This is a genomic window from Streptomyces thermocarboxydovorans, from assembly GCF_039524635.1.
Taxonomy (GTDB): domain Bacteria; phylum Actinomycetota; class Actinomycetes; order Streptomycetales; family Streptomycetaceae; genus Streptomyces; species Streptomyces thermocarboxydovorans.
In genome coordinates, this window is record NZ_BAAAGU010000001.1 from 160791 (window position 1) to 181497 (window position 20707).

Sequence of the window (20707 nt, forward strand, 5' to 3'; positions counted from 1 at the left end):
CCTCCGGCACGCACGCGGTGTCCCAGCCACAGGAGGTTCTCGTGCTCTGTCGCCGTGTGCCACGCGGGTCTGTCGTCGCGGCCGGACTGACCGCCCTCGCCGTACTCGGGCTCGCCGCCTGCGAGTCGGGCTCCGGCGACACCGGCCGGGCGGCGGCGAGCGGCCCTTCGGTCATCGTGCCGGGCGAGCCCGGTGAACCGAACCGCACCCTGTCGGCCGAGGAGGCCGGCAAGCAGCGGGCCGAGGACGACTCCCCCAACTCCGCGGACGTGTCGTACGTCCGCATGATGATCGAGCACCATGCGCAGGCGCTGGAGATGACCGAACTCGTCGCGGACCGCGCCGAGTCACCGGGAATCGTGAAGCTGGCGGGGCGCATCGCCGCGGCGCAGCAGCCCGAGATCAAGGCGATGAAGGGCTGGCTGAAGACGCACGGCAAGCCGGAGAAGGACGACAGCGGCGGGCACCATCACGCGACGATGCCCGGCATGGCGACCGAGGCCCAGCTGAAGAAGCTGCGCGCGGCCGAGGGCAAGGCGTTCGACCAGCTCTTCCTCACGCTGATGATCACCCATCACGAGGGGGCGATCACCATGGCGTCGGACGTGAAGGGCCAGGGCAACAACATCCAGGTCGAGGAGATGGCCGACGATGTGATCGCCCAGCAGACGGCCGAGATCAACCGCATGCGCGACATGGCCCGGGGTGCGAAGAAGAAGTGATGAAGAAGTGACGCGGCGTCAGCGGCCCGGATCGGCGGTGCGGCGCCGGGCGTGACGGGGAGTCAGCAGGCCCGCGTCCCGGGCGCGGCCGATCAGGCGGAGGGCTCCGCGGCGGCTGCACCCGGTGGCGCCCATGACGGCCAGCACCGGATCGGCCCCAGCCAACTGGGCGGCGCGGTACTCGCGTGCCACCAGGCGTCTGCCCTCGGGGCCGGTGGGCCTGATCCGGCGGCCCCGGTGCGCCCCGGTGCCGGCTCCCGGCCCCGCCCCGCAGGCGCGGGCCAGGGGCGCCTCGATCCAGTGGGAGAGCTCCGCCAGGTCCTCCAGGGACAGTCCGGGCCGGGCCCGTACCTCCTCCACGCGGACGTCCCCCTCGCCGACCACCGCGAGGGCGTCCACGCCGGCCCCGTCGGCGAAGGCGAGCCGGATCTGCAGCCACCGTGTCGCGCGGCTTCCCTCCCGCACCTCCCAGGCGGGGCGCACGGACACCGTGCCCTCACCCGGAGAGCGATCGGCAAGTCGAAGAGCAGACACCTCGGACACACACGCAACGTAACCGTACGGACACGCTCAGGCGAACGAACACGCTTCCCGGACGGCGCACGGCACCCTGTCAGCACAACGCCGTCGGTGCGATGCTGGAGGCGTCAGCGCCGGATGCGCTGGAGCGATCTCCTGAAGCTGGAGCGATCTCCTGAAGATCCCCTCAAGGGTGAGGAGCGCGGCCGTGCTGCGTGTCGCCGTCGTAGGTTCCGGCCCGAGCGGTTGCTACACCGCCCAGAGCCTTGTCCAGCAGGATCCCGAGGTGCGGGTCGACGTGCTGGACCGGCTGCCGTGCCCCTACGGCCTGGTCCGCTACGGCGTGGCACCGGACCACGAGAAGATCAAGTCCCTGCAGAACAACCTGCGCTCGGTGCTGGAGCACGAGCGGGTGCGCTTCCTCGGCGGGGTCGCGGTGGGGCCCGGCGGGGTGCCGGCCGCCCGGCTGAGGCAGCTGTACCACGCGGTGGTGTACTGCGTGGGCGCCGCCACCGACCGGCACCTGGGCATCCCCGGTGAGGACCTTCCGGGCAGCTGGTCTGCCACCGAGTTCGTGTCCTGGTACAGCGCGCACCCGGACGCCGCGGACGACGGGTTCGTGCACGGGGTGCGGTCCGCCGTGGTGATCGGCGTGGGCAATGTGGCGGTGGACGTCACCCGGATGCTGGCCCGCGGCGTCACCGAGCTGGCCCCCACCGACATGCCGCAGGCCGCCCTGACGGCGCTCGCGGAGAGCCGGGTGACCGACATCCACATGGTGGGCCGGCGGGGCCCGTCCCAGGCCCGGTTCACCACCAAGGAGCTGCGCGAGCTGGGCACGCTGCCGGGCACCGCGGTGCTGGTGGACCGGCGGGAGGCCGGGACGGACCCCGCGTTCCTGGATCCCTCCGGGCTGCCGAACGCCCAGCGGCGCAATGTGGAGGTGCTGCGCGGCTGGGCCGACGCACCTCCCGCGCCGGAGGCCCGGCGGCGGATCCGGCTGCGCTTCTACCTCCGGCCGGTCGAACTGCTCGAGCGGAACGGGCGGGTGGGCGCGGTGCGCTTCGAACGGACGGCGCCGGACGAGGGCGGTGGAGGGGGCGTGCGAGGGACGGGGCGGTTCGAGGAGATCGAGGCGCAGCTGGTGCTGCGGTCGGTCGGGTATCGCGGAGTGCCGCTGGAGGGGCTGCCGTTCGACGCCGCGACCGGCACCGTGCCGCACCGGGCCGGCCGGGTGCTGCGCGGGGACGCGGCGGCGCCCGGCGAGTACGTGGCGGGCTGGATCAAGCGGGGCCCGACGGGCGTCATCGGCACCAACCGGCCGTGCGCGAAGGAGACGGTGGCCTCCCTGCTCGCGGACGCCGCCGAGCTGGAGCAGCGGGAAGTGCACTCTGACCCGCTGCCCCACCTGCGGGCCGAGGGTGTCGAGCCCGTCGGCTGGGCGGGCTGGTGCGCCATCGAACGCGCCGAGGCGGACCTGGGCGCCTCCCTGGGGCGCAGCGTGGTCAAACTCCCCGACTGGGAGTCCCTGCTCGCGGCGGCGCGGACGGCCGGGGCGTAGCGGGACGGGACAGGCCGGACGGCCACGGCTCGGTGCCTGTCTGGCAGCAGGGCCGTTCTGGTCGCGCGGTCAGGGGTCGGTGCCCGTGGCGTAGCCGGACCGGTCAGGGCTCGGCGCCCGACGCGGCAGGACCCGTCACGCAGCGAAGCCACGGCCCGATGCCGTCCGGGCGCGCGTGCCCGTCTGGCAGCAGAGCCCTTCTGGTCGCGCGGTCAGAGGTCGGTGCCCGTGGCGTAGCCGGACCGGTCAGCGCTCGGCGCCCGACGCGGCAGGACCCGTCACGCAGCGAAGCCACGGCCCGATGCCGTCCGGGCGCGCGTGCCCGTCTGGCAGCAGAGCCCTTCTGGTCGCGCGGTCAGAGGTCGGTGCCCGTGGCGTAGCCGGACCGGTCAGCGCTCGGCGCCCGACGCGGCAGGACCCGTCACGCAGCGAAGCCACCGCCCGATGCCGTCCGGGCGCGCGTTCACGGTCTCCGGTTCAGGCCGAGCCGCCCGTCACGTGGGCGTGCACCTGGCCTGCCAGCTCCTGCTGGTAGTCGGTGTACGCGGCCCGCAGCGCCTCGCCCGGCCAGTCGGCGGGCAGCAGGGCGGGCGGCAGGACGGGGTCGGCGAGGAGGTGGCGGACCACGGCCGCGAAGGCGGTGAGCCGGTCGGCGGGGCGGTCGAGGCGCTCGATGTGCGCGAGCAGCGCACGGGCGTCGGCGGACCAGGCCTGAAGCGGCCACAGGCTCGCGGCGAGGTCGCGGGCGGGTTGCTCGGGGCGGGCGCTGTAGTGCTGGGCGACGGCGCCGAGCGCGGCGGTCAGCGGGCGGTCGAGGTTGGCGGGGCGCAGCCAGACGCCCTCGCGCAGTTCGGCGAGGCGCAGGGCCGCGAGTCGCGAGCGCAGCTCGGCGCGCTCGGCGGGGCCGCGGCCGGTCGCGGTGACCACGACCATCTCCCAGTCGCCGTCCCAGGGGCGGGTGCGCGGCCGCACGGCCTCGTCCTGCCGGCGCTGGCGGTCCAGCAGCCGGTCACTGAGCCGGTAGCCGGTCTCCGTGCGCCGCAGGTCCCCGGCGGCCACCATCCGGCTGAGCGCGGCGCGCAGGGTGGAGCCGCCGACGCCGAAGCCCGCCATCAGGCGCGCCAGGTCCCGCGCGGGCAGCTCCGGCGGGTGGGTGCCGAGCAGCAGGCTCAGCACGATCGACCGCGCGGACAGGGGCCGCAGGCGGAGCTCGCCGGAGCGCGCGGGGTCGTTGATCGGCATGGGTCCGTACTGTACGCCGCCCTGGTATGTTGCACTATTGCTGCGACCGTATGAGGAGTGCAACACTCGCCCCATGGTCATCACTTTCGCGGAAGAGCAGCGCCCGGAGCCGGGCGCACCGGGCGGCGGACACGGCGGGTACGCCACGCACGAGGTCACCAATCAGGCGGGCCCGCTGGCCCCCTACGACGCCTCCGACGACGCCGCCCTGCTGGAGGGGCTGCGCCGCGAGGGCGCCGGCTGGGCCGAGGAGGAGCTGCGCCGCCTCGGCCGGGTCGCGGGCAGCGAGCAGGTGCAGGAGTGGAGCGATCAGGCCAACCGCCACGAGCCGGAACTGCGCACCCACGACCGGTTCGGGCATCGCATCGACGAGGTGGAGTTCCATCCGAGCTGGCACCACCTGATGCGCACCGCCGTGGCCGAGGGGCTGGCCGGCGCGCCCTGGGCGGACGAGCGGCCCGGCGCCCATGTGGTGCGCACCGCGGGCGGACTGGTGTGGGGGCACACCGACGCGGGGCACGGCTGCCCGACCTCCATGACGTACGCGGCGGTCCCCGCGCTGCGCCGGCAGCCGGAGCTGGCGAAGGTCTACGAACCGCTGCTGACCAGCCGGGAGTACGAGCCGGGCCTGCGGGTGCCCACCGAGAAGCGCGGCCTGCTGGCCGGCATGGGGATGACCGAGAAGCAGGGCGGCTCGGACGTCCGCACGAACACCACCGTGGCCACGCCGACCGCCGAGGAGGGCGTGTACACGCTGCGCGGCCACAAGTGGTTCACCTCGGCGCCGATGTGCGACGTGTTCCTGGTGCTGGCGCAGGCGCCGGGCGGGCTGTCCTGCTTCTTCGTGCCGCGCGTGCTACCGGACGGCACCCGCAACACGTTCCGCATCCAGCGGCTGAAGGACAAGCTGGGCAACCGCTCCAACGCCTCCTCCGAGCCCGAGTTCGACGGCACCGTGGCCTGGCTGGTCGGTCCGGAGGGCCAGGGGGTGAAGACGATCATCGAGATGGTCAACTGCACCCGCCTGGACTGCGTGATGATGTCGGCTGCGCTGATGCGCAAGACGCTCGTCGAGGCGGGGCACCACGCCCGGCACCGCAGCGCCTTCGGGGCGCGCCTGGTCGACCAGCCGCTGATGCGCAACGTCCTGGCCGATCTGGCGCTGGAGTCGGAGGCGGCCACGACGCTCACGCTGCGGCTGGCCGGTGCCGCCGACCGTGCGGTGCGCGGGGACGAGAAGGAGCGGGCGTTCCGCCGGATCGCCACCGCCGTCGGCAAGTACTGGGTGACCAAGCGGGGCCCGGCGTTCACCGCCGAGGCGCTGGAGTGCCTGGGCGGCAACGGCTATGTCGAGGACTCCGGGATGCCCCGGCACTACCGCGAGGCTCCGCTGCTGTCGATCTGGGAGGGCTCGGGCAATGTGAACGCGCTGGACGTGCTGCGCGCCCTCGGCAAGGATCCGGCCACCGCCCAGGCCCTGTTCGACGAACTCGCCCTGGCAAAGGGCGCGGACGCCCGGCTCGACGCGGCGGTGGCCCGGCTGAAGCAGCAGATCGGCGACGCCTCCCAGGTGACGGCCCGGCGTCTGGTGGAGCAGATGGCGCTGACCCTGCAGGGCTCCCTGCTGGTCCGGCACGCCCCGCCCGCCGTCGCCGACGCGTTCTGCGCGACCCGGCTGGGCGGCGACTGGGGGCACGCCTTCGGCACGCTCCCCTCGGCGGCCGATCTCGGCACGATCCTGGAGCGTGCGCTGCCGGACGAGAACTGACTCCGCATCAAGCCACCCGCCGCAAGGTTTGCGCACAGTCACCCCTCGGGCGCGCATTGTTGTCAGTGTCGTGGTGCAGACTCGCGAACAGTTGGCACTTCGCCCGGGGAGGACAACGTGTTCACGGGGATCGACGAGGTCGACTGGGCCTCGATGCGGCATGCGTACGGGAGCGCGGAGGACGTGCCTCTCCTCCTCGAGGGGCTCGCCTCCGCGGACGCCGCCGAGCGGGAGACCGCGCTCGACGGCATGTACGGCGCCGTGCACCACCAGGGAAACGTGTACGACTCGACGCTGGCCTGCGTCCCGTTCCTCTTCGCGCTCGCCGTCCGCGAAGAGGTGCCGGACCGGGCGGGCATCGTGGACCTGCTGGTGAGCATCGGCGGGGAGGAGCCGGCCGGCGACGGCGGTCCGGACGACGACGCAACGAACGGTGACGCAACGGACGGTGACGAGCCGGACCGGCTGCGCGCCAGGGCGCGGGCGGCCGTCCGCGCGAAGGGCGAGGTGTTCGCAGGGCTCACCGCGGACCCGGACCCCGCGGTGCGCCGTGCGGCGGCGGGCGCGGCCGTCCGGTTCCTGGAGCAACCGGGCCGGGTGCTGAGCCTGTTGCGGATGCGGCTCGCCGACGAGCGGGACGAGAGGGTGCTGCTCGCGCTGATCGAGGGCCTCGGCCGGTTCGCCCGGCGGCACCCCGCGCACGCCGGAGCGGCGGTGGAGCTGCTGGCGGCGCACAGCGTCCCGCCGCACGGCCCGGGGCTGCGGCTGGCGGCGCTCGGCCAGCTGGCGGGGTGCGCGCCGGAGCGGCTGCCGGCGGAGCTGGTGCCGACGGTACTGCGGCTGCTCCGGGAGCGGGCCCGGCTGCGTCCCGTCCTCCCCGACGAACCGGACGGCCCCGACACCGACACGCTCGTCGGCCGGCTGCGGCGGCTGCGTCCCTCGTGGGAGCGTCGGTCTCCCGTCCGTGCTCGCCACCGGCTCAGCTCGTGCTGCGGCCCCACTGCGGTCCGAGCCTCGCCCACGCGGCGCCCCACTCCTCCAGGCGCCGCTCCTCCAGCCGTCTGCGTACCGCGCGGGCGGCCGCGACCGGTATCAGTGAGGCGCCCACGGCAGCCGTCACACCGACCAGGGCTGCCCGGAACCTGGCCTCGGAGGCGGTGGTGGGCCGGGTCACCTGCCGGCCCTCGCGGTCCGTCCAGACGGTGACCGGGGTGCCGGCCGCGCTCCCGGCCGGCACCCGTATCTGACCCGTGTGCGAGGCGCCGTCGGCGGACTTCCAGCGGACCGTGGCCCACACGTGGTCGGACCGGTTGTCCCGCCCGTCGTCGCGCGGTGTCCCCGGTGCCCTCTCGGTCAGATGTGCCTCGACCCGGCGCCACTCCGCGCGTTCCCGGGCCAGCTCCTGCCCGACCGAGCGGGCCACCGCCGCACCGGCGGCCACGGCGATCAGCAGGGTGAGGGCCCAGGAGGCGAGCAGGAACCAGGACTCGATCCGGTCCGACCGCCGCTTCAGCGGATTGCGCTGCCAGCGCCACAGCCATCGGCCCGGTCCCCGCACCGCCCTCGCCATAGACGGCCCCTCCTCACAGCTCGCGGGGTTCTCCCGCAGCCGCCCTCCCATACGTGGGGCCGTCGCCGGATGCTCACCGCGAGCGGTGTGAGCGCGACCGCACCCGGCCCGCGGCGCCGCGACACCCGGCTGACCTGCGGGCCCGGCTGATCCAGAGGTGACTGTCAGTGGCGGGGTGCAGACTGGCCCGTGTCCGGAATCGAGACGTCGACTGAGACGTCGCGGAGGTGATCGGCATGACCGAGGTTCTGCTGGCCGTGGGCACCCGCAAGGGCCTTTTCATCGGGCGCCGGCGGGGAGGCACCTGGGAGTTCGACGAGAGCCCGTACTTCAACGCCCAGGCCGTCTACTCGGTCGCCATCGACACCCGCGGCGCGACCCCGCGGCTGCTGGCCGGCGGAGACAGCTCGCACTGGGGCCCGTCCGTGTTCCACTCCGACGACCTGGGCCGCACCTGGACCGAACCGGCCCGGCCCGCGGTGAAGTTCCCCAAGGACACCGGGGCGTCGCTGGAGCGGGTCTGGCAGCTGCATCCGTCCGCCGCCGAACCGGACGTGGTCTACGCGGGCACGGAGCCCGCCGCGCTGTACCGCTCGGAGGACCGCGGGGAGACCTTCGAGCTGGTGCGCCCGCTGTGGGAGCACCCGACGCGTTCGAAGTGGATCCCGGGCGGCGGCGGTGAGGGCCTGCACACCGTACTCACCGAGGCACGCGACCCGCGGGCCATCACGGTGGCGGTCTCGACGGCCGGCGTCTTCCGCACGCAGGACGGCGGGGCGAGCTGGGCGCCGTCCAACTCGGGGGTGCAGGCGGTGTTCCTGCCGGACCCCAACCCGGAGTTCGGCCAGTGCGTGCACAAGGTGGCACGGGACGCGGCGGACCCGGACCGGCTGTATCTGCAGAACCACTGGGGCGTCTACCGCAGCGACGACGCGGGCGCGCACTGGACGGACATCGGCGAGGGGCTGCCGTCCACGTTCGGCTTCGCGGTGGTGGCCCATCCGCATCGCGGCGACACGGCATACGTCTTCCCCATCCAGGCCGACTCCGACCGCGTGCCCGCCGGGCGGCGCTGCCGGGTGTTCAGAACGGCGGACGCGGGCCGCAGCTGGGAGCCGCTCAGCGCCGGCCTGCCGCAGGAGGACCACTACGGCACGGTGCTGCGCGACGCCATGTGCCACGACGGCGCGGACCCGGCCGGTGTGTACTTCGGCAACCGCAACGGCGAGGTGTACGCGTCGGCCGACGACGGCGACAGCTGGCGGCAGTTGGCCCGGCATCTGCCGGACGTGCTGTGCGTACGGGCCGCGGTGGTCGGATGAACCGAGGTCTTTTAGCCGGTCGTGGCCACTGGTTGATCGCCCCTGCCGTTGCGGCAGTAGGGTGACGCCCGTGGCACCACGACCCTTGCATGAGATTGTCGAAGCGGGATGGGCCAAGGCCCTGGAACCGGTGGCCGGACGCATCGCCGCGATGGGTGAGTTCCTGCGCGCGGAGATCGCCGCGGGACGCACCTACCTCCCGGCCGGGCACCACGTCCTGCGAGCCTTCCAGCAGCCCTTCGACGAGGTACGCGTTCTGATCGTCGGGCAGGACCCGTACCCGACACCGGGGCATGCGGTGGGACTGTCGTTCTCCGTCGCGCCCGATGTGCGGCCGCTGCCCGGCAGCCTGGTCAACATCTTCCGAGAGCTGACCGCCGACCTGGGCGTGCCCCAGCCGAGCACGGGTGATCTCACCCCCTGGACCGAGCAGGGCGTGCTGCTGCTCAACAGGGCGCTCACCACCGCCCCGCGCCGGCCGGGCGCGCACCGCGGCAAGGGCTGGGAGGAGGTCACCGAGCAGGCGATCCGGGCGCTGGCGGCGCGCGGCAAGCCGCTGGTCTCGATCCTGTGGGGCCGCGACGCGCGCAACTGCCGCCCGATGCTGGGCGATCTGCCCGCGGTGGAGTCCGCGCACCCGTCCCCGATGTCGGCCGACCGGGGCTTCTTCGGCTCCCGCCCGTTCAGCAGGGCCAACGACCTGCTGATCCGTCAGGGCGGCCAGCCGGTGGACTGGCGCCTGCCGTGACCGGGACCGGGGCGGAGCCGGGGTCCGGCTTCCTCGCCGTCGACTCCGGGGGTTCGGGCCTGCGGGTCGTCGTGGGGGCAGCCGGGCGGGGCCCGCTGGCCGGTGCCGCCTCCGGCGAACCGGTGCGCACCGGCGCCCGGGGGATCGACGCCGGCCACTTCTTGGAGCAACTGCTGCCCCTGGCCCGGTCCTTGGTTGCCGAGACCGGGGTTGAGCGGCTGGACACGGCGGTCGTCGGGGCGGCCGGGCTGGCGAGCCTGGGCGACGAGCTGCGCGCCGAGCTGCCGGGCGCGCTCGCCCGGGAGCTGGGCACGCGGCGCACCGCGCTGGCCGCCGACGCGGTCACGGCGTACGTGGGTGCCCTCGGGCCGCGCCCGGGTGCGGTGGTCGCCGCCGGTACGGGTCTGATCGCGATCGGCACGGATCTGACCCGTTGGCGCCGGGCCGACGGCTGGGGCCATCTGCTCGGCGACTGCGGCGGCGGCGCATGGATCGGCCGGGCGGGCCTGGAGGCCGCGCTGCGCGCCCACGACGGCCGTACGGGCGGCTCTGCCTCGCTGCTGGCGTGTGCAGAGGAGATGTTCGGTCCCGTCGCGGGGCTGCCGGGGCGGTTGTATCCGCGCACCGACCGGCCGGCCGTGCTCGCCTCGTTCGCGCCGCGGGTCGCCGAGTGCGCGCCGGACGACCCGGTCGCCGAGGGCATCCTGCGTGCGGCGGCCCGGCACATCGCGGACTCGGCCGCGGCCGTCCTCCCGCGGGACGGCGCCGCCGAGCCACTGGTCGCGCTCACCGGAGGTCTGCTGAATCTGGGCGACCCGCTGGTCACGGCGGTGGACGAGGCTGGCGAAGCGGATGCCGGGCGGGCGGCGGGTGCCGGCGGAGGGGGATCCGCTGCACGGGGCGGTGCGGATCGCCACCGATCTCGCCACCGCCTCGTTCACTCTTCCCGGTGATGAGGCGATGCTGTGTGTGACGAGCCCGGCAGGGTGAGCGGAGCACCCCCGAGCCGCGCACCGACACGTAACGCAAGCGACATATCCGGACGGATACCGCTCACCTGCACCCTCCCCGAACAGGGGAGCCCAGGAAGCCACTAACATGCCGCACCATGAGCACCCCCACTGGGCCCGCGTCCGGCCTGCCAGTACGAATGCCGCGCCCCCGCCAGCCTGGACGGCACCGCCGCCCCGAGCCTCTGGTGGCTCCCGAGGGCGCGCCCGCGCTCGTCCTCGCCGTGCCGGGTACTCCCAGTAGGGCCATTCGCTCGCTCGCCGACGAGGTCGTGAGCATCGCCCGCTCCGAGCTGCCCGGCCTCGACGCCCGGATCGGCTACCTCGACGGCGAGGCCGACGCGAGCGCGGAGTTCCCGTCGCTGCAGGCGGTCCTCGCGCGGGCCGCCGAGGAGCGCACCGCCCGCTACGAGCAGGCGCGTGCCGCCGGTCAGGACGTGAAGGAGCCGGACGGCCCCGTCGCCGTGGTCGTGCCGCTGCTCGCCGGCCCGGACAGCGCGCTGCTGCGCCAGGTCCGCCAGGCCGTGATGGACAGCCGTGTCGCCGCCGATCTGACCGATGTGCTCGGCCCGCACCCGCTGCTCGCCGAGGCGCTGCACGTGCGGCTCTCCGAGGCGGGTCTGGCGCGCGCCGACCGGGCCCGGCTGTTCACGGTGGCGACCGCCGCCGACGGCATCATCCTGGCGTCCGTGGGCGGCGACGAGGCGGTGCAGGCGGCCGGGATCACCGGCATGCTGCTCGCCGCGCGCCTCGCGGTGCCGGTGATGGCGGCCGCGCTGGACCAGGAGGGCTCGATCGCCTCCGTCGCCGAGCAGCTGCGCGGCGCCGGTTCCCAGCAACTGGCGCTGGCGCCGTACCTGATCGGCCCGGAGATCGACCAGAGCCTGATCGCCGAGGCCGCGAAGGAGGCGGAGTGCTCCGCCTCCGAGCCGCTGGGCGCGTACCCGGCGATCGGCAAGCTCGCCCTGGCCAAGTACACGACCGCCCTGGGCATCACCCCGCAGCAGCCGCAGGGGACGCCGGCCCGCTGACGCGGCCGCCGCCGGACAGGCACCGCACCGACCCACGAGAGGGGCCCGCTCGTCACGAGCGGGCCCCTCTCCATGTCCGGATGTCCAGCCGGTGCGCGCGGCCGGCGGACGCCCCGCGGTCGGCCGGCGCCGGCGGTCAGCCGATCACCACGCAGGACGCCGCCGTCACCTCGATCGCGCCGCGCCGGCGCGGCACACCGGTGGCCGGATCCGTCGCGAACCAGGTCACGTCGCCGGAGCGTTCGTTGGCGACGTAGAGGAAGCCTCCGTGCGCGGTGAGCGCGCGGGGCCCGTGGCCGCCGCAGGGCACGGTGGCGGTCAGCCTCGGGACCGCCGCGTCCCGGTCGGCCGTGAACACCGACAGGACGTCCTCGCCCCGGGTCGCGGTCCACACGAAGCGGCCGTCGGGCGAGACGGCCACGCCGGACGGGTAGGCGTCCCCGGCCGGGGCGCCGGGCAGCACCGGCAGCTCGGTGAGCGGCTTGAGCAGGCCCTCGGTGGCGTCCCAGTCGCAGACCAGGAGCGTGGGGCTGAGCTCGTTGAGGACGTAGGCCCGGGTGCCGTCCGGGTGGAAAGCCAGATGGCGCGGGCCCGAGCCGGGGCGCAGGGCGATCTCCCGGTGCACGGCGGGCACGCCGTCGTCGAGGGTGCACACCCGCACCGAGTCCGTGCCGAGGTCGATGCTCACGGCCCAGCGTCCGCTCGGGTCGGGCTGCACCTGGTGGGCGTGCGGCCCCTGCTGGCGCCGCGGGTGGGGCCCGGAGCCGGTGTGGGGCAGCGTCCCGGACGGCGCCGGGGCGAGCGAGCCGTCCGCCAGGACGGGCATGGCGGTGACGCTGCCGGAGCCGTAGTTGGCGGTCAGGACGTGTCCGGCGAACAGGCTGAGGTGGGTCGGCCCGTTCCCGTCGACGGGCACCGGGGGTCCTTGCGGTGCGGGCCGGTCGCCGTCCACCCGGTACGCGGCGACCGCGCCCTCGGCCGTCTCGCTGACCGCGTACAGGGTGCGGCCGTCGGCGGACAGGGCCAGATAGGACGGGTCCGGTACGCCGTTCAGCGCCGCCAGGACGGTCAGCGCGCCGTCGTCGGGTGAGATCGCCGCGGTGACGATGCCGGGGCCGCCGGCCGCCGTAAAGGATCCGATGAACGCCCGTCGCCTGCCGTCCGTCACGGCTGTCCCCTCTCGTCCCCTGCCGCTGTCCGCCGGGCCGCGCCGCGTCCGCCCGACGACCGACGGTAGCAGTCGATCAGTTCAGGTCCGGACCAAGTACGGAACGGGCGACACCCTCGATGGGTGCGGCTCGGGCAGGCCCGGGCCGCTGCAGGGGGTGCGGCGGATCAGGCTCCGACCAGCGGCGAGCCGGACGGGGCGCGCAGGGGTGCGGCGAGCTCGGCGAGGGCGCACTCCAGGCCGTGGAGGTGCTCCAGGGCGGGTTCGGTGGCCGCCGGGGCGGTGCGGGGAGCGACGTCCCGTCCCTCGGTGAGCGCTTCGACCGCCGCCTCCACGCGCCAGCAGGCGGCGGCCAGCCGGGCGTCGTGCGAGGCCTCGGGGTCGGCGGCGACGGCGACCAGGCCGCGGATCTCGCGGGCGCAGTCGTCGAGCAGGTCCAGCACCCGGCGGGCCCGCCGCTTGCGGCCGAGCATCGGGTTCAGCGGGTGCACCAGCGGGGCGACGGAGAGCCGGACCCGGGCCAGCAGCTGCTCCAGCTCGGCGACCTTCGGCCGCGGATCCGCGCCCTCTGTCCCGGCGAGCCGGGCGGCCGTCTCGGCCGTGCAGGCGTGGACGCAGCGCAGGGCCCGCTGGATCCAGGCGTCGGTGACGCTGTGCGTGGTCACGGGCAGCACGAACGCCACCGCGAGCACCGCGCCGAGCGCGCCCACGCCGGTCTCCACCAGGCGCAGCGCCAGCAGGCCCGGGCTCAGCACGCCCAGGAGGCCGTAGAGCATGGCGGCGAGCACGGTCACCCAGAGCATCATCCAGGTGTAGGAGAGGGCGGCGGTGTAGAAGATGCCGAAGACCGCGACGGCCACGATCACGGCGGTCGGCAGCGCGTCGCCGTGCACGGGGACGGCGATCAGCAGGCTGAGCGCGCCGCCGAGGACCGTGCCCATGAACCGGCGGAAGCCGCGGACCAGGGTCTCGCCGCGCGAGGTGGTGTTGACGAAGATCCACCAGGTGGCGCCGACGGCCCAGTACCAGCGCTCGCCGGACACCAGCTGGCCGACGACGAGGGCGAAGGCCGCTCCGGCGGTCGCCTGCACCGCCTGGCGGGTGGTGATGCGGGCCAGCCCGGTGCCGCCCGGCGGCGCCGGCACGGTGGCGGGCGGCATCCGGCGCTCGTAGCACCACAGTCCGAAGCGCACGACGGCGGCGGTGAGCACGGAGAGCAGCACCGAGGCGTACAGCTCGGGCAGCCTGCCCGGCGTCGCCTCCAGGAACTGCGCGGCGAAGTACGTCATGAACGCGAACACGCCGAGGCTGTGCCCGCGCGGGCCCCAGCGCCGGGCGTAGACGCCCGCGCCGACCACGGCGAGGAAGGCGAGGTCCCGGGCGAGCGGCTGGTCGTGCAGCTCGGCCGCGAGGGCGAGCACGGGAAGGCCCACGGCCGGGAGCAGCGCCGTGGTGACCGCCTGTCCGCGGACGGTGGCGTCGGTGACGGTGAACAGGGCGAGCAGGGCGGCCAGTCCGCCGGTGACGGCTCCCACGAGCGAGTGCCCGGCCAGGCCGCACACGACGACGGCCAGGCCGATGCCGAGCACGGCACGGGTCGCGAAGCGCAGCCGCAGGCGACCCGGGTCCGGAGCCATGAACGCCCTCTTCAGCACCGTCTACCGCCCCCTGGAAGTTCCATCGGAATGTGGCATGAAAAAGGCGCCGCGGACATCCGCAGCGCCATCGACCCCTCCATATCACCATCCCGGCCACCAACGGCTCAACTCATCAGCCACTCACTGTGCCATTGGTACAGTACGAGGGCCCGAAGAGCGGCCGCTGGAGTGCCAACGGCCGACGCCGACCGAGGAGGCCGCACATCCATGGCCGTGGACGAGCTGGACACCCGCATCCTGCGGCTGCTGCTGGAGCAGCCGCGCACCAGCGTGCGGGAGTACGCCCGCATCCTCCGGGTGGCGCGCGGCACGCTGCAGGCCCGCCTGGACCGCATGGAGCGCGAGGGCGTGATCACCGGCACCGGGCCGGTCCTCTCCCCCGCCGCGCTGGGTCATCCGGTGCTCGCCTTCGTGCACATCGAGGTCACGCAGGGGCATCTGGACGAGGTCGGCGACGCGCTGGCGGATGTGCCGGAGATCGTCGAGGCGTTCTCCATCACCGGCGGCGGCGATCTGCTGACCCGGGTGGTGGCGCGGGACAACGCGCATCTGGAGGACGTGATCCAGAAGCTGATCAGCCTGCCCGGCGTGGTGCGCACCCGCACCGAGGTGGCGCTGCGCGAGCGGGTGCCGCACCGGCTGCTGCCGCTGGTGGAGTCGATCGCACGCGGCACCCGCGGCTGAGACGGATGACGGAATCGCGTGTAGCCGGCGACGGATCCACATGTGATCTTCAGCACGTCCCCCGCCGTGGCCGCTGGCTCTTTGCCCGGAATACCGGGTCCGTGGGCCGCTGAGCGGGGAGGACGGCGCCCGGGGCGCGGTGACGGCACGTCACCTGGCGGAGGTAGCCGCGAGGTGCGCCGAAAGATTTTTCCCGGAACGCTGATTGTCTTGCCGCTGCCGTGCGTACTTCCTGCTGTTGGGCCGTTCTTATCCCAGGAGGCACGATGCGCATCTCGCGCAGCACGGCAGGAACCGCGTTCGTGGGCGGAGCCATGGTTCTCACCCTCGCCGCGCTCGCTTATCCCACCATGCTGGGCGTGCAGAACACATCGACCAAGCAGGACCGCATCATCGCCAACACCAACTACGGTCCGCTGACCGAGTCGGACCGTGACTTCGTGGTGAAGGTGCGGGCTGCGGGCCTCTGGGAGCACCCCCTGGGCCTGATGGCGATGAAGCGCGGCACCACGAAGGAGATGAAGGAGGCGGGCGAGCACCTCGTCGTCGGGCACGGCCGGCTGGACGAGAGCTGCCGCAAGATCTCGCTCGAGCTGGGCATCACGCTGCCCAACCAGGCGTCCCCGCAGCAGGAGCAGTTCGTGCAGACCGTGAACTCCGCCACCGGCAAGGAGTTCGACTCGGTCGCGGTGAACATCATGCGGGTGACGCACGGCCAGATCTTCCCGGTCATCGCCAAGGTGCGTGCCACCACCCGGAACACGCTGATCCGGCAGCTGGCCGACCAGGCCAACGACACGGTGCTGGACCACATCACCGTCCTGGAGAAGACCGGCCTGGTCAATCAGGAGCAGGTCAACTTCCAGCAGACCAACCCGCCCAAGATGCCCGCGGAGCAGGTGACCCCGCCGGCGCCGGCGGCCGGCGCACCGGTGAAGGTCCTGGAGATCCCGGAGAACCTGAAGGACCTCAACACCGCCTCGCCCGCTCCGTCGCCGTCGGGCGAGGTCAAGTAGCGGCTCAGCCCCAGGTGTCCCCTCTTCGAAAACCCGTCAGGACCTGCGGCGGGGCTTGCCCCGCCGCGGGTTCCTGGCCGTGCCGCCGGTGCCTCCCCGGCGGCCGCTGCCCGCCGTCCGCCGGTTCCCGGCCCGGTCCCGGCCGGTGCGGCGCTCCTTCTCCTGCGGCGCGCGGTCGGGCTGCTTGCGGCCGCGGGTGCTGTTGACGGTCCGGCCGCGGACGATGCCGATGAAGTCCTCCACCTGGTCGGTGTGCGCGTCCTCCCGCCAGGCCAGCGCCACGCTGGACGCGGGGGCGTCCGTCAGGGGCCGGTGGGTGAGGTCCTTGCGGTGGTGCAGCCGGGCCAGCGACAGCGGCACCACGAGCACACCGATCCCGGCGGCGACCAGCTCCACGGCGTCGGCGGTGGTGGCGGGCCGCTCCAGGGCGGGCTTGCCGGGCAGGGTGTCCCAGTCGAGAACGTCGTCGAGCGGGTGGAGCACGATGTCGTCGGCCAGGTCCTCCGGGGACACCTCGTCGACGGCCGTCACCAGATGGTCCTTGGGGACGACGACGACCGTCTGCTCGGTGTAGAGGGGGATCGCGCTGAACACCGTCCGGTCGACGGGCATCCGGACCAGGCCGGCGTCCGCGTCCCGGTCCCGCAGCCGCTCGACCGCCTCACCGGGCGGCACCTGGGTGAGGGTGAGCGGGACTCCGGGCAGCCGCTCGTTCCAGATGCGCACCCATTTGTCGGGCATCACGCCGGGGACGTACACGAGCCGGAACGAGGGGGACACTTCCGAGCCTGTCACCAGGCCAGGTTACCGGCCGTGGCCGGCGCTCGGGCACACGCTCGATACGCTGGACCCCATGACGTCGCACCAGAGCACCCAGACGATGAAGCCCGCGACCGCGGCGAAGAAGCTGGGTGTGTACCTAGAGGCCACCCCCGCCGAGTTCCGTGAGGGTAAGGTCTCGCGGGACGAGCTGAACGCGCTGCAGGCCGACCCGCCCGAGTGGCTGCGGGACCTGCGGCGCAACGGCCCGCACCCGCGTCCGGTGGTCGCGGCGAAGCTGGGTGTGTCCATCTCGGGGCTGGCGCGCGGCGGCATCACCGAGCCGCTGACCACCGAGCAGATCGAGGCGCTGAAGCAGGAGCGTCCCGAGTGGCTGGAGCGGGAGCGGGCCACTCAGGCGGAGGTCCGCAAGGAGGCGGCCCGGCTCAGGCAGCGCAAGGCGGAGCGCGGGACCCGCTGAGACACGGCTGCGCCTACTTCGAACGAAACCGGCGGCCGGTCCGAAGCCCGGACCGGCCGCCGGTGCGGTGTGGGTGGGGCTAGGTGTGCTGTCCCGGGTCGACCGGCTCCAGGGCCTCCTCCTTGGGCTTGGGGGCCGGGACGGGCGTCGCGGCGCCGCGGCCCGCCAGGCGGAGGGCGATGGGCTCGGTGTAGCGGGCGGTGAGGGGGCCGAGGATGACCAGCACCAGGACGTAGGCGGTGGCCAGGGGGCCCAGCTCGGGTTCGACACCGGCGGTGACCGCCAGGCCGGCGATGACGATGGAGAACTCACCGCGGGCGACCAGCGTGCCGCCCGCGCGCCAGCGGCCCTTGGGCGAGACTCCGGCCCGGCGGGCGGCCCAGTAGCCGGTGGCGATCTTGGTGAGTGCGGTGACCACGGCCAGGGCCAGGGCCGGCAGGATCACCGGGGGGATCGACTCCGGGTCGGTGTGCAGACCGAAGAAGACGAAGAACACGGCGGCGAACAGGTCCCGCAGGGGCGCCAGCAGGTTGTGCGTGCCCTCGGCGACCTCGCCCGACAGGGCGATGCCGACCAGGAAGGCGCCGACCGCCGCCGAGACCTGCAGCTGCTGGGCGAGACCGGCGACGAGCAGGGTGAGGCCCAGCACCACCAGCAGGAGCTTCTCGGGGTCCTCGCTGGAGACGAAGCGGGAGATCACCCGCCCGAAGCGGACGGCGACGAAGAGCACCAGACCGGCGACACCGAGCGCGATGGCCAGGGTGACGCTGCCCGCGGCCAGGCTGACGCCGGCGAGCAGGGCGGTGATGATCGGCAGGTAGACCGCCATCGCCAGGTCCTCGAGCACCAGGATGCTGAGGATGACCGGGGTCTCGCGGTTGCCGAGGCGTCCCAGGTCGCCGAGCACCTTGGCGATCACGCCGGACGAGGAGATCCAGGTGACACCGGCCAGGACCACGGCCGCGACCGGTCCCCAGCCCATCAGGAGTGCGAGGGCGGCGCCGGGCAGGGCGTTGAGCGCCATGTCGACCAGACCGGCGGGGTACTGGGTCTTGAGGTTGGAGACCAGGTCACTGGCCGTGTACTCCAGACCCAGCATGAGCAGCAGCAGGATCACACCGATCTCGGCGCCGATGGCGACGAACTCCTCGCTGGCGCCGAGCGGCAGCAGCCCGCCCTCGCCGAACGCCAGTCCGGCGAGCAGGTAGAGCGGGATCGGTGAGAACTGCAGGCGGCCGGCGAGACGGCCCAGCAGACCGAGACCGAGAATGATCGCACCGAACTCGATCAGGAAGATTGCAGAAGAGTGCACGTGCTCACTCCCGGTCGAGTATCCGGGCCGCCGCCTCGACGCCTTCACGGGTGCCGATGAGGATCAGCGTGTCGCCGCCCGCCAGCCGGAAGTCCGGCGCGGGCGACGGGATCGCCTCCGCCCTGCGCAGCACCGCCACGATCGACACGCCCGTCTCGGTGCGCATGCGGGTCTCGCCCAGGAGACGGCCGTTCCAGTAGGAGGTCGTGGGCAGCTCGATCCGCTCGGCGACCAGACCGAGGTCGGTGGTGTGCAGCAGGTTGGGGCTGTGGTGGTCGGGCATCAGGGCGTCGATCAGCGCCGCCGACTCGGCGACCGTCAGCTTCAGCGACTGGGCGCAGGCGTCGGGGTCGTCGGAGCGGTAGATGTTGACCGTGCGGGCGCCGTCCCGGTGGGCGATGACGGACAGGTGCTGGTGCTCACGCGTCGTGAGGTCGTATTGCACGCCGATGCCCGGCAGCGGCGTGGTGCTCATCCGTGGAGCAGGCACAGCCCGTCCCCTTCCAGTTCTGCTTCGTTCTTGGTCGTGCGACATGCCGAACATGCCGAATGCGGCGCTTCATCGTACTGAGGGTCCGCACCCAGGGCGGACATCGTGCCATCCGGCCGTTCGGCCCGAACATGGGTGTTGCCACGGATGGACAGATGCCGCGCCACGGCAGGAGGATCCCGCCGGAGGCCGTGTCGCCGCAGCCCGGCCCGCCCGCGTAGGCGTCCGCGCCCGCGGGTACCCGGTGGCACCCGGGGACGGGAGTGAGCAGTGAACGACACGGTGATCGTGGGAGTGGACGGCTCGTCGCACAGTCTCGCCGCGGTCGACACCGCGGCCCGTGAGGCCCATCTGCGCCGCGCCGAGCTGAGGATCGTGCACGCCTTCAGTCACGCGGCCGATCTGGACCCGCTGATCCACGGCGTGCTGGCGCAGGCCGAGCAGCGCGCCGGCGACCTCTTCCCGGACCTGGAGATCGCCAGGACGGTGGCGGCCGGTGACACGCTGACGGTGCTGCAGAGCGAGTCGCGGCACGCGGTGCTGGCGGTGGTCGGCAGCCGGGGGCACAGCGGGTTCGGCGATCTGCTGCTCGGCTCGACGGTGGTGAAGCTGACGGCGCACGGGCACTGCCCGGTGATGGTGGTCCGCGGGCGCCCGGACCCCGAGGGGCCGGTGCTGCTCGCCGTGGACGGCTCCGCGGCCGCGGCCGCGGCGGTGGGGTTCGCCTTCGGCGAGTGCGCGCTGCGCGAGGTGCCGCTGGTGGCCATGCATGTGTGGAACACCTGGAGCGAGCCCACGCCCTACGCGGGCCCGGCCGACCCGCTGAACGTCGTGGTCGACCTGGACCAGCTGCGCGAGACGCACGAGCGGCTGCTGGCGGACGCGGTGGCGGCGGAGCGCGCCGCGCATCCGGAGGTCGCCGTGGAGCTGCGAGCGGAGCGGGGCAGGGTGCGGCACGCGCTGCTGGAGGCCTCGAAGGACGCCCAGCTGCTGGTCACCGGGGCGCGCGGGCACGGCGGCTTCACCGGTCTGCTGCTGGGCTCGGTGAGCCAGGCGCTGCTGTACCACGCCGACTGCCCGGTGGTCGTGGTGCGCCACCGGGAGTGAGCCGGGTTTCGGGAGTGAGCCGGGTTTGATGAGCCCGCACGGAGCGTCGTGCGCGGGTCGGGTCCCTCGTGAACGCAGAGGCGATCAGGCGCCCGCGAGGAAGCTGAGCCGTACCCGGCGCTCGGGGTTGTCGCGGTTGGTGTCGACCAGGCAGACCGACTGCCAGGTGCCCAGCTCCAGGCGGCCGCCGATCACCGGCAGCGTGGCGTGCGGCGGGACCAGCGCGGGCAGCACATGGTCGCGGCCGTGGCCGGGACTGCCGTGCCGGTGCTGCCAGCGGTCGTCGGCGGGCAGCAGGGTGTGCAGGGCCGCCAGCAGGTCGTGGTCGCTCCCGGCACCGGTCTCGATGACGGCGATCCCGGCGGTGGCGTGCGGCACGAAGACGTTCAGCAGTCCGTCGCGGCCGGCCGCCGTCTCCCGCAGGAAGGACTCGCAGTCACGGGTGATGTCGACGACCCTCTCCGCGGATCCGGTGGCGACGGTGAGGACTCGGGTGGTGAAGGCATCTGACATGCCCTCCATCCTCGCCCATGCGCCGG

General features: G+C 73.8%; 19 protein-coding genes and 2 pseudogenes. 12 read left to right on the top strand and 9 right to left on the bottom strand.

From position 1 onward, the window contains the following. The first annotated feature begins 41 nt into the window (after positions 1–41). On the top strand, positions 42–722 hold the full coding sequence (locus tag ABD198_RS00765; protein ID WP_343997292.1) for a DUF305 domain-containing protein: 681 nt from the start codon (positions 42–44) through the stop codon (positions 720–722). An 18-nt stretch (positions 723–740) separates the two neighbouring features. On the opposite strand, the gene ABD198_RS00770 is transcribed toward ABD198_RS00765, so the two are convergent. After that, the gene (locus ABD198_RS00770) at positions 741–1211 is read right to left on the bottom strand and encodes a DUF6214 family protein (protein WP_343997293.1); all 471 of its coding nucleotides are present in this window, start codon (positions 1209–1211) and stop codon (positions 741–743) included. 238 nt (positions 1212–1449) lie between these two features. On the opposite strand from ABD198_RS00770, the gene ABD198_RS00775 reads away from it, so the two are divergent. Beyond that, a complete protein-coding gene (locus tag ABD198_RS00775) occupies positions 1450–2802 on the top strand; it encodes an FAD-dependent oxidoreductase (protein ID WP_343997294.1) in 1353 nt (450 codons plus the stop codon). Positions 2803–3279: 477 nt separating this feature from the next. On the opposite strand, the gene ABD198_RS00780 is transcribed toward ABD198_RS00775, so the two are convergent. Then, positions 3280–4044, bottom strand: a complete 765-nt coding sequence (locus ABD198_RS00780) for a PaaX family transcriptional regulator C-terminal domain-containing protein (protein WP_343997295.1) — start codon at positions 4042–4044, stop codon at positions 3280–3282. A gap of 73 nt (positions 4045–4117) precedes the next feature. Between ABD198_RS00780 and ABD198_RS00785 the strand changes: the two genes are divergently transcribed. Further along, complete coding sequence (locus ABD198_RS00785; RefSeq protein ID WP_343997296.1) at positions 4118–5812, top strand: DNA alkylation response protein; 1695 nt, start codon at positions 4118–4120, stop codon at positions 5810–5812. 117 nt (positions 5813–5929) lie between these two features. Further along, positions 5930–6769: pseudogene (locus ABD198_RS00790) on the top strand (HEAT repeat domain-containing protein); the annotation flags it as partial. Positions 6770–6791: 22 nt separating this feature from the next. Here ABD198_RS00790 and ABD198_RS30650 read toward each other — a convergent pair. Next, entirely contained in the window at positions 6792–7433 is a 642-nt protein-coding gene (locus ABD198_RS30650; protein WP_425580391.1) for an Rv1733c family protein, read from the bottom strand. 185 nt (positions 7434–7618) lie between these two features. Between ABD198_RS30650 and ABD198_RS00795 the strand changes: the two genes are divergently transcribed. The 4 genes and pseudogenes from ABD198_RS00795 to ABD198_RS00810 all read left to right on the top strand — a co-directional run bounded on the left by ABD198_RS00795 (position 7619) and on the right by ABD198_RS00810 (position 11493). Next, positions 7619–8704, top strand: a complete 1086-nt coding sequence (locus tag ABD198_RS00795; protein WP_343997297.1) for a WD40/YVTN/BNR-like repeat-containing protein — start codon at positions 7619–7621, stop codon at positions 8702–8704. 70 nt (positions 8705–8774) lie between these two features. After that, the gene (locus tag ABD198_RS00800; protein WP_167997826.1) at positions 8775–9452 is read left to right on the top strand and encodes a uracil-DNA glycosylase; all 678 of its coding nucleotides are present in this window, start codon (positions 8775–8777) and stop codon (positions 9450–9452) included. Further along, positions 9437–10442, top strand: a pseudogene (locus tag ABD198_RS00805) (N-acetylglucosamine kinase). Before ABD198_RS00800 ends, ABD198_RS00805 begins: the two are co-directional and overlap by 16 nt. A 118-nt stretch (positions 10443–10560) precedes the next feature. Further along, the gene (locus ABD198_RS00810; protein WP_343997298.1) at positions 10561–11493 is read left to right on the top strand and encodes a sirohydrochlorin chelatase; all 933 of its coding nucleotides are present in this window, start codon (positions 10561–10563) and stop codon (positions 11491–11493) included. A gap of 136 nt (positions 11494–11629) precedes the next feature. Here ABD198_RS00810 and ABD198_RS00815 read toward each other — a convergent pair whose 3' ends face one another. After that, entirely contained in the window at positions 11630–12661 is a 1032-nt protein-coding gene (locus ABD198_RS00815; protein WP_343997299.1) for a lactonase family protein, read from the bottom strand. 167 nt (positions 12662–12828) lie between these two features. Further along, a complete protein-coding gene (locus tag ABD198_RS00820) occupies positions 12829–14316 on the bottom strand; it encodes an FUSC family protein (RefSeq protein ID WP_343997300.1) in 1488 nt (495 codons plus the stop codon). Between the two features lie 210 nt (positions 14317–14526). Here ABD198_RS00820 and ABD198_RS00825 point away from each other — a divergent pair, with 210 nt between their 5' ends. Together ABD198_RS00825 and ABD198_RS00830 are read left to right on the top strand one after the other, a co-directional pair. Then, a complete protein-coding gene (locus ABD198_RS00825) occupies positions 14527–15003 on the top strand; it encodes an Lrp/AsnC family transcriptional regulator (protein WP_343997301.1) in 477 nt (158 codons plus the stop codon). Positions 15004–15269: 266 nt separating this feature from the next. Then, entirely contained in the window at positions 15270–16019 is a 750-nt protein-coding gene (locus ABD198_RS00830) for a DUF4142 domain-containing protein (protein ID WP_343997302.1), read from the top strand. Between the two features lie 36 nt (positions 16020–16055). On the opposite strand, the gene ABD198_RS00835 is transcribed toward ABD198_RS00830, so the two are convergent. Further along, positions 16056–16814 carry a LysR family substrate-binding domain-containing protein gene (locus tag ABD198_RS00835; protein WP_343997303.1) on the bottom strand — a complete coding sequence of 253 codons (759 nt, stop codon included), beginning with the start codon at positions 16812–16814 and terminating at the stop codon, positions 16056–16058. Positions 16815–16872: 58 nt separating this feature from the next. Here ABD198_RS00835 and ABD198_RS00840 point away from each other — a divergent pair, with 58 nt between their 5' ends. After that, a complete protein-coding gene (locus ABD198_RS00840) occupies positions 16873–17259 on the top strand; it encodes a DUF5997 family protein (RefSeq protein WP_343997304.1) in 387 nt (128 codons plus the stop codon). 79 nt (positions 17260–17338) lie between these two features. On the opposite strand, the gene ABD198_RS00845 is transcribed toward ABD198_RS00840, so the two are convergent. Then, positions 17339–18571, bottom strand: a complete 1233-nt coding sequence (locus ABD198_RS00845; RefSeq protein WP_343997305.1) for a cation:proton antiporter — start codon at positions 18569–18571, stop codon at positions 17339–17341. A gap of 4 nt (positions 18572–18575) precedes the next feature. Further along, the gene (locus ABD198_RS00850; protein ID WP_343997306.1) at positions 18576–19046 is read right to left on the bottom strand and encodes a cation:proton antiporter regulatory subunit; all 471 of its coding nucleotides are present in this window, start codon (positions 19044–19046) and stop codon (positions 18576–18578) included. A 285-nt stretch (positions 19047–19331) separates the two neighbouring features. Here ABD198_RS00850 and ABD198_RS00855 point away from each other — a divergent pair, with 285 nt between their 5' ends. Further along, positions 19332–20168 carry a universal stress protein gene (locus ABD198_RS00855; protein WP_343997307.1) on the top strand — a complete coding sequence of 279 codons (837 nt, stop codon included), beginning with the start codon at positions 19332–19334 and terminating at the stop codon, positions 20166–20168. A gap of 84 nt (positions 20169–20252) precedes the next feature. Here the strand turns inward: ABD198_RS00855 and ABD198_RS00860 are convergent, their stop codons facing one another. Continuing rightward, positions 20253–20681 carry a secondary thiamine-phosphate synthase enzyme YjbQ gene (locus ABD198_RS00860; protein WP_343997308.1) on the bottom strand — a complete coding sequence of 143 codons (429 nt, stop codon included), beginning with the start codon at positions 20679–20681 and terminating at the stop codon, positions 20253–20255. Positions 20682–20707: the final 26 nt, after the last annotated feature.

Excerpts from the sequence above, each read along its gene's own strand:
- ABD198_RS00780 (WP_343997295.1), bottom strand. The coding sequence starts at position 4,044 with ATGCCGATCAACGACCCCGCGCGCTCCGGCGAGCTCCGCCTGCGGCCC.
- ABD198_RS00785 (WP_343997296.1), top strand. The coding sequence starts at position 4,118 with ATGGTCATCACTTTCGCGGAAGAGCAGCGCCCGGAGCCGGGCGCACCG.
- ABD198_RS30650 (WP_425580391.1), bottom strand. The coding sequence starts at position 7,433 with ATGGGAGGGCGGCTGCGGGAGAACCCCGCGAGCTGTGAGGAGGGGCCG.
- ABD198_RS00795 (WP_343997297.1), top strand. The coding sequence starts at position 7,619 with ATGACCGAGGTTCTGCTGGCCGTGGGCACCCGCAAGGGCCTTTTCATC.
- ABD198_RS00810 (WP_343997298.1), top strand. The coding sequence starts at position 10,561 with ATGAGCACCCCCACTGGGCCCGCGTCCGGCCTGCCAGTACGAATGCCG.
- ABD198_RS00825 (WP_343997301.1), top strand. The coding sequence starts at position 14,527 with ATGGCCGTGGACGAGCTGGACACCCGCATCCTGCGGCTGCTGCTGGAG.
- ABD198_RS00830 (WP_343997302.1), top strand. The coding sequence starts at position 15,270 with ATGCGCATCTCGCGCAGCACGGCAGGAACCGCGTTCGTGGGCGGAGCC.
- ABD198_RS00840 (WP_343997304.1), top strand. The coding sequence starts at position 16,873 with ATGACGTCGCACCAGAGCACCCAGACGATGAAGCCCGCGACCGCGGCG.
- ABD198_RS00850 (WP_343997306.1), bottom strand. The coding sequence starts at position 19,046 with ATGAGCACCACGCCGCTGCCGGGCATCGGCGTGCAATACGACCTCACG.
- ABD198_RS00860 (WP_343997308.1), bottom strand. The coding sequence starts at position 20,681 with ATGTCAGATGCCTTCACCACCCGAGTCCTCACCGTCGCCACCGGATCC.